Annotated in this window: 14 protein-coding genes; 7 read left to right on the top strand and 7 right to left on the bottom strand. The window is 63.1% G+C overall.

From position 1 onward, the window contains the following. Positions 1 to 21 precede the first annotated feature (21 nt). From rpsM to rplQ, 4 genes are all read left to right on the top strand, one after another. Positions 22 to 390, top strand: a complete 369-nt coding sequence (rpsM, locus tag H4I97_RS09185; RefSeq protein ID WP_182304366.1) for a 30S ribosomal protein S13 — start codon at positions 22 to 24, stop codon at positions 388 to 390. A 119-nt stretch (positions 391 to 509) separates the two neighbouring features. Next, complete coding sequence (gene rpsK / locus H4I97_RS09180; RefSeq protein ID WP_015915761.1) at positions 510 to 899, top strand: 30S ribosomal protein S11; 390 nt, start codon at positions 510 to 512, stop codon at positions 897 to 899. Positions 900 to 999: 100 nt separating this feature from the next. After that, positions 1,000 to 2,010: a DNA-directed RNA polymerase subunit alpha gene (locus H4I97_RS09175; protein ID WP_112684649.1), complete on the top strand. Its 1,011-nt coding sequence runs from the start codon at positions 1,000 to 1,002 to the stop codon at positions 2,008 to 2,010. Positions 2,011 to 2,126: 116 nt separating this feature from the next. Then, the gene (gene rplQ, locus H4I97_RS09170) at positions 2,127 to 2,549 is read left to right on the top strand and encodes a 50S ribosomal protein L17 (RefSeq protein WP_112684647.1); all 423 of its coding nucleotides are present in this window, start codon (positions 2,127 to 2,129) and stop codon (positions 2,547 to 2,549) included. Positions 2,550 to 2,611: 62 nt separating this feature from the next. On the opposite strand, the gene H4I97_RS09165 is transcribed toward rplQ, so the two are convergent. Continuing rightward, on the bottom strand, positions 2,612 to 3,031 hold the full coding sequence (locus H4I97_RS09165) for a DUF2809 domain-containing protein (protein WP_182304365.1): 420 nt from the start codon (positions 3,029 to 3,031) through the stop codon (positions 2,612 to 2,614). 114 nt (positions 3,032 to 3,145) lie between these two features. Here H4I97_RS09165 and H4I97_RS09160 point away from each other — a divergent pair, with 114 nt between their 5' ends. Further along, positions 3,146 to 3,961 (top strand): DUF817 domain-containing protein, encoded by an 816-nt coding sequence (locus H4I97_RS09160; RefSeq protein ID WP_244658768.1) that lies wholly within the window; start codon positions 3,146 to 3,148, stop codon positions 3,959 to 3,961. Between the two features lie 12 nt (positions 3,962 to 3,973). On the opposite strand, the gene H4I97_RS09155 is transcribed toward H4I97_RS09160, so the two are convergent. The 3 genes from H4I97_RS09155 to H4I97_RS09145 are packed head-to-tail and all read right to left on the bottom strand — an operon-like array spanning position 3,974 to position 6,170. Continuing rightward, positions 3,974 to 5,239, bottom strand: coding sequence for an RNA polymerase sigma factor (locus H4I97_RS09155; protein ID WP_182304363.1), 1,266 nt, complete (start codon positions 5,237 to 5,239; stop codon positions 3,974 to 3,976). A 47-nt stretch (positions 5,240 to 5,286) separates the two neighbouring features. After that, positions 5,287 to 5,709, bottom strand: a complete 423-nt coding sequence (locus H4I97_RS09150; protein WP_182304362.1) for a VOC family protein — start codon at positions 5,707 to 5,709, stop codon at positions 5,287 to 5,289. Between the two features lie 23 nt (positions 5,710 to 5,732). Further along, positions 5,733 to 6,170, bottom strand: a complete 438-nt coding sequence (locus tag H4I97_RS09145; protein WP_182307596.1) for a YciI family protein — start codon at positions 6,168 to 6,170, stop codon at positions 5,733 to 5,735. 210 nt (positions 6,171 to 6,380) lie between these two features. On the opposite strand from H4I97_RS09145, the gene lhpI reads away from it, so the two are divergent. Continuing rightward, positions 6,381 to 8,114 (top strand): cis-3-hydroxy-L-proline dehydratase, encoded by a 1,734-nt coding sequence (lhpI, locus tag H4I97_RS09140; RefSeq protein WP_182304361.1) that lies wholly within the window; start codon positions 6,381 to 6,383, stop codon positions 8,112 to 8,114. Between the two features lie 45 nt (positions 8,115 to 8,159). Here lhpI and H4I97_RS09135 read toward each other — a convergent pair whose 3' ends face one another. Further along, the gene (locus H4I97_RS09135; RefSeq protein WP_182304360.1) at positions 8,160 to 9,368 is read right to left on the bottom strand and encodes a serine hydrolase domain-containing protein; all 1,209 of its coding nucleotides are present in this window, start codon (positions 9,366 to 9,368) and stop codon (positions 8,160 to 8,162) included. A gap of 129 nt (positions 9,369 to 9,497) precedes the next feature. Between H4I97_RS09135 and H4I97_RS09130 the strand changes: the two genes are divergently transcribed. Beyond that, positions 9,498 to 10,442, top strand: coding sequence for a helix-turn-helix transcriptional regulator (locus H4I97_RS09130; RefSeq protein ID WP_182304359.1), 945 nt, complete (start codon positions 9,498 to 9,500; stop codon positions 10,440 to 10,442). Here H4I97_RS09130 and msrQ read toward each other — a convergent pair. Then, positions 10,428 to 11,060 carry a protein-methionine-sulfoxide reductase heme-binding subunit MsrQ gene (gene msrQ, locus H4I97_RS09125; protein ID WP_182304358.1) on the bottom strand — a complete coding sequence of 211 codons (633 nt, stop codon included), beginning with the start codon at positions 11,058 to 11,060 and terminating at the stop codon, positions 10,428 to 10,430. The genes H4I97_RS09130 and msrQ overlap by 15 nt on opposite strands. Next, positions 11,060 to 12,010, bottom strand: a complete 951-nt coding sequence (gene msrP / locus H4I97_RS09120; RefSeq protein ID WP_182304357.1) for a protein-methionine-sulfoxide reductase catalytic subunit MsrP — start codon at positions 12,008 to 12,010, stop codon at positions 11,060 to 11,062. Before msrP ends, msrQ begins: the two co-directional genes overlap by 1 nt. Between the last annotated feature and the right edge of the window lie 76 nt (positions 12,011 to 12,086).

The raw sequence follows: 12,086 nt of genomic DNA, 5'->3' as shown, positions 1-12,086 counted from the left end.
TGGAACGCAAGGAGAATAGGCGTGGCACGTATCGCTGGCGTCAACATCCCGACCGCGAAGCGCGTAGTAATCGCGCTCCGTTACATTCATGGGATCGGCCCGAAGTTCGCACAGGAAATTGTCGAGAAGGTCGGTATCCCGGCTGAAAAGCGTGTTCATCAGCTGACGGACGCTGAAGTTCTGGCGATTCGCGAAGCGATCGACCGCGACTATCAGGTCGAAGGTGATCTTCGTCGCGAAACCGCGATGAACATCAAGCGTCTGATGGACCTCGGTTGCTACCGCGGCCTGCGTCATCGCCGCGGCCTCCCGGTTCGCGGTCAGCGCACGCACACCAATGCCCGTACCCGCAAGGGTCCGGCAAAGGCGATCGCCGGTAAGAAGAAGTAATTTGCAGGCAACGGGCTTTGGGCAGTAGGCGGTAGGGAGAGCCTACTGCCCACTGCCTATTGTCTTCAAGGTGGAGCCGCTGGAACTACGGCGGCGAAGAGATCAAGAAAGGTAATAAAATGGCCAAGGAAGCCACCCGCGTTCGCCGTCGCGAGCGCAAGAATATCTCGTCGGGCGTTGCACACGTCAACTCGACCTTCAACAACACGATGATCACCATCACCGACGCGCAGGGCAATGCGATTGCCTGGTCGTCGGCCGGTGCCAAGGGCTTCAAGGGTTCGCGCAAGTCGACCCCGTTCGCTGCTCAGATCGCAGCGGAAGACTGCGCCAAGAAGGCGCAGGAACACGGCATGAAGTCGCTCGAAGTCGAAGTCTGCGGTCCGGGTTCCGGCCGCGAATCGGCGCTGCGTGCTCTGCAGGCCGCCGGTTTCATGATCACTTCGATTCGCGACGTTACGCCGATCCCGCACAACGGCTGCCGTCCGCGCAAGAAGCGCCGCGTCTGATCATTATTCATCCAGTCGACGGGCGCCGGTGCGCCCTTCTCGACGCTTCTAATGCTCGGTTGCCACGATTGGATGGTGGCAACGAACGGAAGGTAAAAACATGATTCAGAAGAATTGGCAGGAACTGATCAAGCCGAACAAGGTGGAGTTCACCTCGTCCGGTCGCACGAAGGCAACGCTGGTTGCTGAGCCGCTGGAACGCGGCTTCGGCCTGACGCTCGGTAACGCGCTGCGTCGCGTTCTCTTGTCGTCGCTGCGCGGCGCCGCCGTCACTGCCGTCCAGATCGACGGCGTGCTGCATGAGTTCTCGTCGATCCCGGGCGTCCGGGAAGACGTGACCGACATCGTGCTCAACATCAAGGAAATCGCCATCAAGATGGATGGCGACGATTCCAAGCGCATGGTCGTGCGCAAGCAGGGCCCGGGCGTCGTCACCGCCGGTGACATCCAGACGGTCGGCGACATCGAGATCCTGAACCCCGACCACGTGATCTGCACGCTCGACGAGGGTGCCGAGATCCGCATGGAGTTCACGGTCAACAACGGCAAGGGCTATGTTCCGGCCGAGCGCAACCGCGCGGAAGATGCTCCGATCGGCCTCATCCCGGTCGACAGCCTCTACTCGCCGGTCAAGAAGGTGTCCTACAAGGTCGAAAACACCCGTGAGGGCCAGGTTCTCGACTATGACAAGCTGACCATGACCATCGAAACCGATGGCTCGGTCACAGGTGAGGACGCGGTCGCTTTCGCTGCCCGCATCCTGCAGGACCAGCTCGGCGTGTTCGTCAACTTCGAAGAGCCGCAGAAGGAAGTCGAAGAAGAGGCCGTCACCGAGCTCGCCTTCAATCCGGCGCTGCTCAAGAAGGTCGACGAGCTCGAACTTTCGGTCCGTTCGGCGAACTGCCTGAAGAACGACAACATCGTCTACATCGGCGACCTGATCCAGAAGACGGAAGCGGAAATGCTCCGCACACCGAACTTCGGTCGCAAGTCGCTCAACGAGATCAAGGAAGTCCTGGCTTCCATGGGCCTGCACCTCGGTATGGAAGTGCCCGCCTGGCCGCCGGAAAACATCGAAGATCTCGCCAAGCGCTACGAAGACCAGTACTAAGAAACAAAAAAGGCAGGTTCATCTCTGCCTTTTCCAGTCAAACTGCGGGCGACTGCCCGTATGTGTCAGGAAACGGCAGCCTCTGAGACAGAGCCTGCACTTAAAGGAGAATAGCAATGCGCCACCAGAAAGCCGGCCGCAAGCTGAACCGCACCGCCAGCCACCGCAAGGCGATGTTCGCCAACATGGCTGCTTCGCTCATCACCCATGAGCAGATCGTAACGACCCTCCCGAAGGCGAAGGAAATTCGCCCGATCGTCGAGAAGCTCGTTACGCTCGGCAAGCGCGGCGACCTGCACGCTCGTCGTCAGGCCATCTCGCAGATCCAGGACCAGGACGCCGTCCGCAAGCTCTTCGATGCGATCGCCACCCGCTACGCCAACCGTAACGGCGGCTACCTGCGCATCATGAAGGCCGGTTTCCGCCAGGGCGACAACGCAGCAATGGCCGTCATCGAGTTCGTTGAACGCGATGTCGACGCCAAGGGCGCAGCTGACAAGGCCCGCGTCGCCGCTGAAGCCGAAGCTGAAGCAGCGTAAGTTTCTTGCCCGTAAGGGAAGGATTGAAAAGGCCGGAGGGAAACCTCCGGCCTTCTTGCGTTCTAGTCCGCCGCGGCCTCGCGGAGGAGAAGCCGCTGATCGATGAGGGCGGCGGCCGCTATTCCCGCCAGATAGGCGAGAATGTTGTAGACGGAGAAAATCCGGCCAAGGAGAAGGGCACCGGCAAGCGTGAGCCTGAAGGCATCGAGCCAGGGCGTGTGATAGAGACGGATGAGCTCGACCGCTACGGCGACGACGCCGGCGAGAACAGCAACGCGGCGAACGGACCGGTCGGGAAGCAGTGCGGCAACCAGCCAGAAGACCATCATACCCCACAGCCCCGAGCCGCCGTACTTGACGAGCGGGTAGGGCAAGCCTGCCTCGTAGCCGGTGAGCCGCAGCACAAGTCCGGCCACGATCACTATCCCGGCGACAGCCAGTCTCTTCACTCGTAATTGCGTGCATGCCTTGATTTTTCCCATTCGGTCTTTCTAGTTGGGCACGCCGATAAGGCAACACCCTGACGGATGGGAGATTCGATGACGACGTTACAGGCCCGCCCCACAGCCCTTCCGCAGAGCTTCGACCGCCGGCTGATGGAGCTCGCACCGGCTCCCGAACTCAACGGGGTCAGGCGCTTCGCGGTGGAATTCCTGCTCTTCGGTATCAAGGAAGCCCGCGCCTGCTTCTTTGCCGGACTGTTCTTCGTCTCGATCTTCGTGACGCCGCGCGCCGGCCTCCTCGACATTCCACGCTATGACCTGCTTCTCGTCATCGCGCTCGGCATCCAGGCCTGGATGATATGGACGCGGCTCGAGACGCTGGATGAATTGAAGGCCATCTGCCTCTTCCATGTGATTGGTTTTGTTCTCGAGGTCTTCAAGACTTCAAGTGCGATCCAGTCCTGGGCGTATCCTGATTTCGCCTATACCAAGCTGTTCGGCGTACCGCTCTTTTCCGGTTTCATGTATGCCGCCGTCGGCAGTTACGTCATCCAGGCGTGGCGCCTGCTCGACGTCCGGGTTCAGCACCACCCACCCTACTGGATGGCGACGCTGGTGGCGGTCGCCATCTATGCTAACTTCTTCACCCATCATTATATCGGCGACTACCGCTGGTACATTGCCGCACTCGCGATCGGACTTTATGCGCGTGCGACCGTCGTGTTTCGCCCGTTCGACCGAGACCGGAAAATGCCGTTGATCCTCGCTTTCATCCTGATCGGCTTCTTCATCTGGCTCGCCGAGAACATCTCGACCTTCTTCGCGGTCTGGCACTATCCGAACCAGATCGGTGCGTGGTCCACGGTGCATCTCGGCAAATGGAGTTCATGGACGCTGCTCGTCATCATGACCTTCACCATCGTCGCTTCGCTGAAGCATGTCCGGGAGCGAATCTATATCCCCGCGTAAGAGAGCATTGCGTCAGCCGCCGCCACAGGCCGCTGCGCGGGCGGTCAGGAATCGTCTCTCGGCGGCATTGCCGGCGAGGCGCGCGGCCTTTTCGAAGGCCGCCTTCGCTTCCGCCCGTCGCCCGGCGCGCAGCAGGAAGTCGCCGCGTGCCGCCGGCATTCCGGCATAGCCTTGCAGCGCCGGCTCGGCTTCCAGTGGCGCCAGCAGTTCGAGGCCCGTCTCCGGCCCGAAGGCCATGGAGTGAGCAATGGCGCGGTTGAGATCGACGACCGGCGAGGGCATGACGCGGCTCAACCGGTCGTAGAGCGCAGCGATCTGTCGCCAGCCGGTGGCCTCGGCCCGCGGCGCCCGGGCATGGCAGGCCACGATCGCCGCCTGCAGCGCATAGGGGCCGTCCGCCCCACCAAGCCGTTCGGCCCGGCCGAGTGCGGCCAGCCCGTGCTGGATGAGAAGACGGTCCCAGCGGGCGCGGTTCTGTTCGGTGATCATGACCGGCGCGCCATCGGCGCCTGTGCGGGCCGGAAACCGCGAGGCGTGCAGCTCCATCAGCGCCAAGAGGCCATGAACCTCCGGTTCGTCGGGTACAAGGCCCGAGAGGATGCGGCAGAGCCGCATCGCCTCGGCGCAGAGCTGCGGCCGCATGGCGTCGTCGCCGGCGCTCGCCGCATATCCTTCGTTGAAGATAAGGTAGATGACCTCGAGTACAGCAGTGAGACGCCGGTCGCGGTCCTCACCGCGCGGCACCTCGTAGGTGAGACCAGACCCGGCGAGGGTTTTCTTCGCCCGCACGATTCGCTGGGCGATCGTTGCTTCGCCGACGAGAAAGGCACGGGCGATTTCCTCCGTCGTCAACCCGACGATCAGCCTGAGCGTCAGCGCCACCCGGGCGTCGACGGAGAGCAGCGAATGGCAGGCGGTGAAGATCAGGCTCAGGCGTTCGTCGCCGATATCATCATCCATGGCGGCCTCGACCTCCTCGATCGTGGTATCCCGCTCGAGCGACAGATCATGACCGATTTCGGTGTGCTTCTGTGCCTGCATCCGGCGGCGGCGGAAGATGTCGATGGCGCGCCGTTTGGCGGTCGCCATCAGCCACCCGGCCGGGTTCTGCGGCACGCCCGTTTTCGGCCATTCGGAAAGCGCCGTGACCAGCGCCTCCTGGGCCAGATCTTCGGCGAAGCCGACATCGCGTACCATGCGGTTGAGACCGGCGATCAGCCGGGCGCGCTCGATGCGAAAGACGGTCTCTGCCACGCGATGTGTGTCGGAAGCCTCCATGAACGGATTATGGAGGCTCCCGCAGCCCAGTCAACGCAGCTTGGGCGTCATTCGCCGGGAGGTCCTCCCGCCGCGGCCGCCTGATCCATCCACAGGATCTCCCAGACATAGCCGTCGGGGTCCTCCACCGAGCGGCTGTACATGAAGCCGTGGTCCTGCATTGGGTTCGGATCGGCCTTGCCGCCGGCGTGGGCGGCCTTCTCGACGATCTGGTCGACCTCGTCGCGCGTTTCGACGCTGAGGGCGATGAGCGTCTGGCTCTCGGTTCGCGCATCACCGATTGGACGGCTGGTGAAGGTAGCGTACCTTTCGTGCGTCAACAGCATCACGCCGATGGCGCCTGAAAAGATCATGCAACTCGTCTGCTCATCGGAGAAGCCGGGATTGCGCGTGCCGCCCAACGCCTCGTAGAACGAGGTCGCCGCTGTCAGGTCCCGCACCGGCAGGTTCACGAAGATCATCTTTTCCATGACATTTTCCTTTCGCTGGTGGCTCAAGATTTGCCGGCTTCACGCCCGGCGAGCCGTTCCTCGGTCCGCTCGTGCAGGTCGCGCACTTCCGGGGTCAGCGATTCGGCGAAGTCCTCCATCGTATAGACCGGACGGATTTCGATCTCGCTCGGTCCCGGCATCGGATTCGGGCAGCGCTTGACCCATTCGACCGCCTCGTCCATGTCCTTGACCTCCCAGATCCAGTAGCCGGCAACCAGTTCGCGGGTCTCGGCGAAGGGGCCGTCGATCACACGGCGGCCCGGACCGTCGAACGCGACACGCTTGCCCTTGGAGGAGGGTTTCAGCCCTTCGCCGGTCAGCATGATGCCGGCATTGACCAGCTCCTCGTTGTACTTCCCCATCGCTTCGAGCAGTTCGGTGGACGGCATGACGCCTGCTTCGCTGTCTGTCGTCGCCTTGACCATGACCATTACACGCATCGTTCTTCTCCTCTGTTGAACCAAGGCCGCCTCGGCATGCCCGACACCATGACGAACGAGTGTTGCAGAAATCGACATGGGTGATGAATCTTTTTTGCCGATCGCTTGCAGCGTGTTGATGGCGGCCGACATTGGCCGGATGGTTGGTTCCTTGCCGCGTCTTGCCTGAGTGCTATGAGGTGGAGAATGACGACACCAGGGGAGGCCACCATGGACGAGAAAGGTAAGGCGTTCGCGGCGCCCGCGGCGATGCTGGTCGAGGGCAGGGCGGAAGGGCCGCTTCTTTTCTCTGAGACTGCCTTGAGCTTCTGGGGCGGGGTCGATCCGGAGACCGGCGTCGTCATCGACCATGCCCATCCACTTCACGGGCTTTGCCTCGCCGGTGCCGTGCCGGCAATGCCGGGCGGTCGTGGGTCCTGCACGGGCAGTGCGGTGCTGCTGCAACTGATCGTCAACGGACTGGCGCCCGCTGCCATGGTGTTCTCGCAACGCGAGGACATCCTCACCCTCGGCGTGATCGTCGCCGAAGAGGTCTATGGCCGTTCTCTTCCGATAGCCGTGCTCGATCCGCAGGATTTCGTCCGTCTCGAGGGACGGAAGAGCCTGTGTGTCGGGAGCGGTTCTGTGTTCGAGCCAGACGCCACACCGGTGCGCGGCGGCGAACTCGCCACATCCGTCGACCGATTGGCACTTACCGAAAAAGATCGCGATCTGCTTTCAGCGTCCGTTCCCCGCGCAACCAGCCTTGCGATGCGGATCGTCACCCGAATGGCGCGGCTCGAAGGGGCGGAGCGCCTGATCAATGTGGCGCAGGTCCATGTCGACGGCTGTATCTATACCGGTCCTGCGAGCCTCGATTTCGCCGAGAAACTTGCCGGTTGGGGCGGTCGCGTCGTCGTTCCGACCTCGCTCAATGCGATCTCGGTGGATCAGGCGCGCTGGCGCGAGCAGGGAACGGATCCCGCGCGCTCGCAGGCCGCAAGCGCTCTTGCCGACGCCTATGTCCGTATGGGAGCGGCCCCGACCTTCACCTGCGCACCCTACCAGCTTAACGACGCTCCGCATCGTGGCGAGGACATCGCCTGGGCGGAATCCAATGCCGTCGTCTATGCCAACAGCGTGCTCGGCGCACGCACGATGAAGTATCCGGACTTTCTCGACATCTGTATCGCGCTCACCGGACGCGCGCCTTATGCCGGCTGCCATATCGACCAGAACCGCAAGGCCCGGCTGATCGTCGACGTCGAATCAATGGCCGGCTGCGACGACAGTTTCTGGCCGCTGCTCGGCTATCAGGTCGGTCTGCTCGCGCCGAACACCATACCGGTCCTGACGGGACTGGAAACGGCCGCGCCGAGCAGCGACGACCTGAAGGCCTTCGGCGCAGCTTTCGCCACGACCTCCGCCGCGCCGATGTTCCACATCGTCGGGGTGACGCCCGAGGCGCCGGCGCTTCAGGCCGCCACGGGCGGCGCAACGCTGCCCGTGCTCACCGTGTCGCACGCGGACCTGCTGGCGGTCTGGCGGAGCTTCAATCCGGTGGCCGGCGAGCCGGTCGACCTGGTCGCGCTCGGCAATCCGCACTTTTCGGCTGAGGAATGCCGGCGTCTCGCCGAACTCTGCCGTGGGCGGAGAAAACATCCCGGCGTGGCACTTACCGTTACGGCAAGCCGTTCCACTTACGAAAGGATCGCCGACAATGGCATTGCCGCCGAGCTGGAAGCTTTCGGCGTCACGTTCGTTCGCGATGCCTGCTGGTGCACGGTGATGCCGCCGATCGTACCGCCGGCGGCGCGCCTGATTCTCACCAATTCCGGCAAATACGCCCATTACGGTCCGGGGTTGAGCGGCAAGGAGGTGCGCTTTGCCGGCCTTGCAGGATGCGTCGAGGCGGCTGTCCTCGGCCGCAGCCCGGATGCACCACCGGCCTGGTTGACCGGCTGAATGCGCATCGCAGGGCCGGAACGACCGGCCCTGCTGAGTTGCACCTCAGTTCGCGAGGTTTTTGACGATCTGCTCGAAGAAGGCGATGTTCTCCTTCTCGAAGCCGAGCGGATCGGCCGGCGAATCGAGCTTGACGATCACTGTCCTGCTCGGCGGATCGATATAGATGAACTGGTTGAAGAGGCCGATTGCGGCGTAGGCGTCCGAACCCGGCACCGTCCACCACTGATAGGCATAGCCGAGCCAGTCATCCTTGCTCGCGGGCTCCGTTGTCGCATCCGGCACCGTCGACTGTTTCACCCAGTCTGCCGGGATGACCTGCCGGCCATTCGCCTTGCCGTCATCGAGCATCATCAGGCCGAAGCGGCCGTAGTCGCGCAGCGCCGCATTCATGCCGGCGCCGAAGAACTCGCGGCCGACGGAGTCCGGACCGTCGAGCATGTAGAAGGCGTCCGATTCCATGCCGGCTGGCTTCCAGATCTTCTCGCTCAGATAGTCCGCGCCTTTCATGCCGGTCGCCTTTTCGAGGACGCAGCCGAGAACGGACGTGTCGAGCGTCGAATAGTTGAAGACCTCTCCCGGCTTGTGCTCGGTCTTGGCGCGGTCCTTCGCATAGTCGCACCAGCGGTACTTGTAGGCGACGAGTGAATTGTTGTGCACTTCGGTCAGCTGCGTCTCGCTGCCGAATTCATACACTTCCAGCCAGGCAACGCCCGAGCGCATCATCAGGAGATCGCGGATCAAGACGTTGGCGTAAGCCGAGCTCTTCCAGTCGGGCAGGTAGTCGACGACCTTGTCGTCGATGCTCTTGATCTTGCCCTCGGAGACGGCGATGCCGATCATCGTCGCCAGCATCGACTTCGCCATGGAAAAGGAGATGTGGTGCCCCTTTTCGTTGAGGCCGTTGCGGTAGATCTCGTTCACGATCTTGCCGTCGCGGATCACCAAAAGCCCGTTGGTCGCGGTCTTCTCGAGGAAGTCTTCGAGCGGCAGGGACTGATCGCCGAGCGCGAATTTCTCCCCGATAGCGCGCGGTTCGGAGGGCAGCGCCCAGACGCTGTCGCCAGCCTGCACCGGTCTCGTCGCAAAGATAGAGTCGATGTGCTGGAAGGTGAGGAAGGAAAGCTCGGGCGTCATCATCGCCGCACGGGCGTCGACCATGGTCGGTGTCAGCCATTTGTCGTCGTCCGCCCGGGCGAGTGCGGGTATCGCGAGAGCGGCCAGGATCACGGCCGAAAGAACTCGTTTCTGCATGTCGGAAGTTCCCCTTTTTTATCGATCCATAAGGGGTAGGGCATCTACGGGTGGACTGGCTATCCGCTTCGTGTGATGATTTCTGCCTGTTTTCCGGGCAAACCCGGATCGCAAGGCGATGGTTGGACGATGTTCTACGAGCGACAGTCTCTCCGGGATGCGAGTGAACACGACGCCTGCGACGGCGAGTGGGTGCAGAGCTATCGGCAGGTGAGCCGCGGGACCTATGGCGCCTCCTTCGAACTGATGGCGGTCGGCGATGCGGTGATCAGCCGCGAGCGTATCGCTCCGTCGGTTGCGCAGGAGACCAGAAGCCCGGCCGGAAAGCTCTCCTTTATCTTCCCGATCACGGCGCAGGGTGGCTGGCGCGTCAACGGTCATCACGAGATGGGCACGATGGTTGCGCTGCGTCAGGGCGAAACGGAGTTGATGACCGTCGTGGGCGAGGAGAGCGACCTCATCAGCCTTACGCTGCCGGTCGAGGCGATAGGGCTTTCGACCGGAGGTTCGTCCGTCCGCTCGCGGACCCGTTCGCCGGCCGACGAGGCACTCGGCGACTGGCTCTCCTGCCTGCTCGGCTTCGGAGCCCTGGAGGGACGGCCGTCCGCCGATCTCGAACGGGTTCTGCCGGACCTGCTTGCCGAACGTTTTCTGGACTTCTGGGCCGCCTTCGACGAGCACAGCAAGCGGCTCACCAGCCGGCGCGCCTCGCTCGACCTGTTCCGGCGGGTGGAGCGGCACATTGCGGATGATCCGGGCGAACCGGTCACGCTACCGTCGCTTGCCTGTCATCTCGGCGTGCCGCTCGAACGCCTGCGTTCCGCCTTTCTCGATGCCGTCGGCATGCCGCCGTCGCTGTGGCTGCGTCTGGCGCGGCTCGACGGCGCCCGCCGCGAACTGCTCGACACCAGATCGTCACCGGGCGGCGTTTCAGAGATCGCCATGCGGTGGGGCTTCTTCCATCTCGGGCGCTTCTCCGGGATGTATCGAACGCACTACGGCGAGACGCCCGTCGAGACCTTGAAGCGTCTCGACCGACCGTGCGCCCGGCCGGCGACCTTAGGCTCTCGCTGAGAATTGTGCCTTGCGCTGACGCTTCCGGCTCATCAGCGTCGGCCGCACGAGCCGATAGCCGAGAAGAATGCCGACTGCCGCGATATAGAAGGCCGGCTCGGCAGTGATGGACTTCAGTGACAGTGCATAATGAAGCGCGCCGGCGGCGGCGATGACGTAGACGAGCCGGTGCAGCGTGGTCCAACGCGGCCCGAGCCTGCGGATCGACCAGCGGTTGGAGGTGAGCGCCAGCGGGATCAGCATCACGAGCCCCGCCATGCCGAGCATGATGTAAGGCCGCTTGGCAAGATCGCCGGCGATCGAGGTCAGGATCATCCCGCGATCGAGGGTCAGGTAGACGGTGAAGTGCGCAAGCACGTACCAGAAGGCAAGCAGCCCCAATGCTCGCCGGTAGCTAATTAGGTTAATGCCGAATAGATCGCGAACCGGCGTGACGAGTAGGGTCAGACACAGGAAGCGCAGGGCCCAGAGACCGAGGAAGTGCTCGAAGGTCCTGACCGGATCGGCGCCCAGATCGGCCGTAACCCCAAGGTAGAACGTCCAGAGGCCGGGCGTGAGGCCGATCGCATAGAGCGCCCAGACGGAAAGCGGTCGGTAGCGGGCAGGGAGGGCAGGCATCAATAATACTTCGCGAGATCCATGCCGGCGTAGAGGCCGGCGACCTCGTCCGCATAGCCGTTGAAGGGCAGGGTTTCGCGCCGGGCACCGCCGAAAAGGCCGCCGCCTTCACCGATCCGTCGTTCCGTCGCCTGGCTCCACCGGGGGTGGTCGACCGCCGGATTGACGTTGGCGTAGAAGCCGTATTCGTGCGGTGCCGAGAGGTTCCAGGTGGAGGGCGGTTCCTTCTCGGTGAGCGTGATCCGGACGATCGATTTGATGCCCTTGAAGCCGTATTTCCACGGCACGACGAGGCGGAGCGGCGCGCCGTTCTGGTTCGGCAGCGTCTCGCCGTAAAGGCCGGTCGCGAGGATCGCCAGCGGATGGCGTGCCTCGTCCAGCCTCAGGCCCTCGACATAGGGCCAGCGGAGCGGCTGGAAGAGCCCGCGCTGGCCGGGCATCTCGTCGGGCCGAACGACCGTCTCGAAGGCGACGTATTTGGCGCTGCCGAGCGGCTCAACCCTGTCGAGCAGGGCCGAAAGCGGAAAACCGATCCACGGGATCACCATCGACCAGGCCTCGACGCAGCGCATCCGGTAGACGCGCTCCTCCATCGGAAAGTCCTTCATGATGTCGTCTATGCCGAAGACGGTGGGCTTGGCGACCAGCCCGCCCACTTCCACCCGCCATGGCTGCGGCTTGAAATCGTCGGAATAGCGGATCGGATCGGTCTTGTCGGTGCCGAATTCGTAAAAATTGTTATAGCTGGTCGCGTCCTCCTTCGAGGTGACCGTCTCGTCGACCTTGTAGTCGCTGGGCTTTGCCGCCAAAGGCGCGGCGCGCAGCGATTTCGGCAGGGCGGCGAGCGCAAGTCCTGCACCCGCCGTCGCCATCAGCGCCCGGCGGCTCATGTAGAGCGCCGGCGGGGTGATCTCGCTCGCGGCGATCCTGGGCGGACGATAGGATGACATGGCTCTGCTCTCTCGTAGCTGTTGCGTTCCTGAAGAGTATACGCAGGAAATTGGACCAGAGTTTCAGTCGTGTGAA

This window comes from Ciceribacter thiooxidans (genome assembly GCF_014126615.1).
In the GTDB taxonomy this organism is placed as follows: Bacteria; Pseudomonadota; Alphaproteobacteria; order Rhizobiales; family Rhizobiaceae; genus Allorhizobium; species Allorhizobium thiooxidans.
The sequence above is the reverse complement of the archived record's forward strand: the minus strand, read 5'-3'. Positions and strand labels throughout refer to the sequence as shown.

Excerpts from the sequence above, each read along its gene's own strand:
- H4I97_RS09175 (WP_112684649.1), top strand. The coding sequence starts at position 1,000 with ATGATTCAGAAGAATTGGCAGGAACTGATCAAGCCGAACAAGGTGGAG.
- H4I97_RS09160 (WP_244658768.1), top strand. The coding sequence starts at position 3,146 with ATGGAGCTCGCACCGGCTCCCGAACTCAACGGGGTCAGGCGCTTCGCG.
- H4I97_RS09155 (WP_182304363.1), bottom strand. The coding sequence starts at position 5,239 with ATGGAGGCTTCCGACACACATCGCGTGGCAGAGACCGTCTTTCGCATC.
- msrQ (WP_182304358.1), bottom strand. The coding sequence starts at position 11,060 with ATGCCTGCCCTCCCTGCCCGCTACCGACCGCTTTCCGTCTGGGCGCTC.
- H4I97_RS09145 (WP_182307596.1), bottom strand. The coding sequence starts at position 6,170 with ATGCGTGTAATGGTCATGGTCAAGGCGACGACAGACAGCGAAGCAGGC.
- rplQ (WP_112684647.1), top strand. The coding sequence starts at position 2,127 with ATGCGCCACCAGAAAGCCGGCCGCAAGCTGAACCGCACCGCCAGCCAC.
- rpsK (WP_015915761.1), top strand. The coding sequence starts at position 510 with ATGGCCAAGGAAGCCACCCGCGTTCGCCGTCGCGAGCGCAAGAATATC.
- H4I97_RS09150 (WP_182304362.1), bottom strand. The coding sequence starts at position 5,709 with ATGGAAAAGATGATCTTCGTGAACCTGCCGGTGCGGGACCTGACAGCG.
- msrP (WP_182304357.1), bottom strand. The coding sequence starts at position 12,010 with ATGTCATCCTATCGTCCGCCCAGGATCGCCGCGAGCGAGATCACCCCG.
- H4I97_RS09165 (WP_182304365.1), bottom strand. The coding sequence starts at position 3,031 with ATGGGAAAAATCAAGGCATGCACGCAATTACGAGTGAAGAGACTGGCT.
- lhpI (WP_182304361.1), top strand. The coding sequence starts at position 6,381 with ATGGACGAGAAAGGTAAGGCGTTCGCGGCGCCCGCGGCGATGCTGGTC.
- H4I97_RS09130 (WP_182304359.1), top strand. The coding sequence starts at position 9,498 with ATGTTCTACGAGCGACAGTCTCTCCGGGATGCGAGTGAACACGACGCC.
- H4I97_RS09135 (WP_182304360.1), bottom strand. The coding sequence starts at position 9,368 with ATGCAGAAACGAGTTCTTTCGGCCGTGATCCTGGCCGCTCTCGCGATA.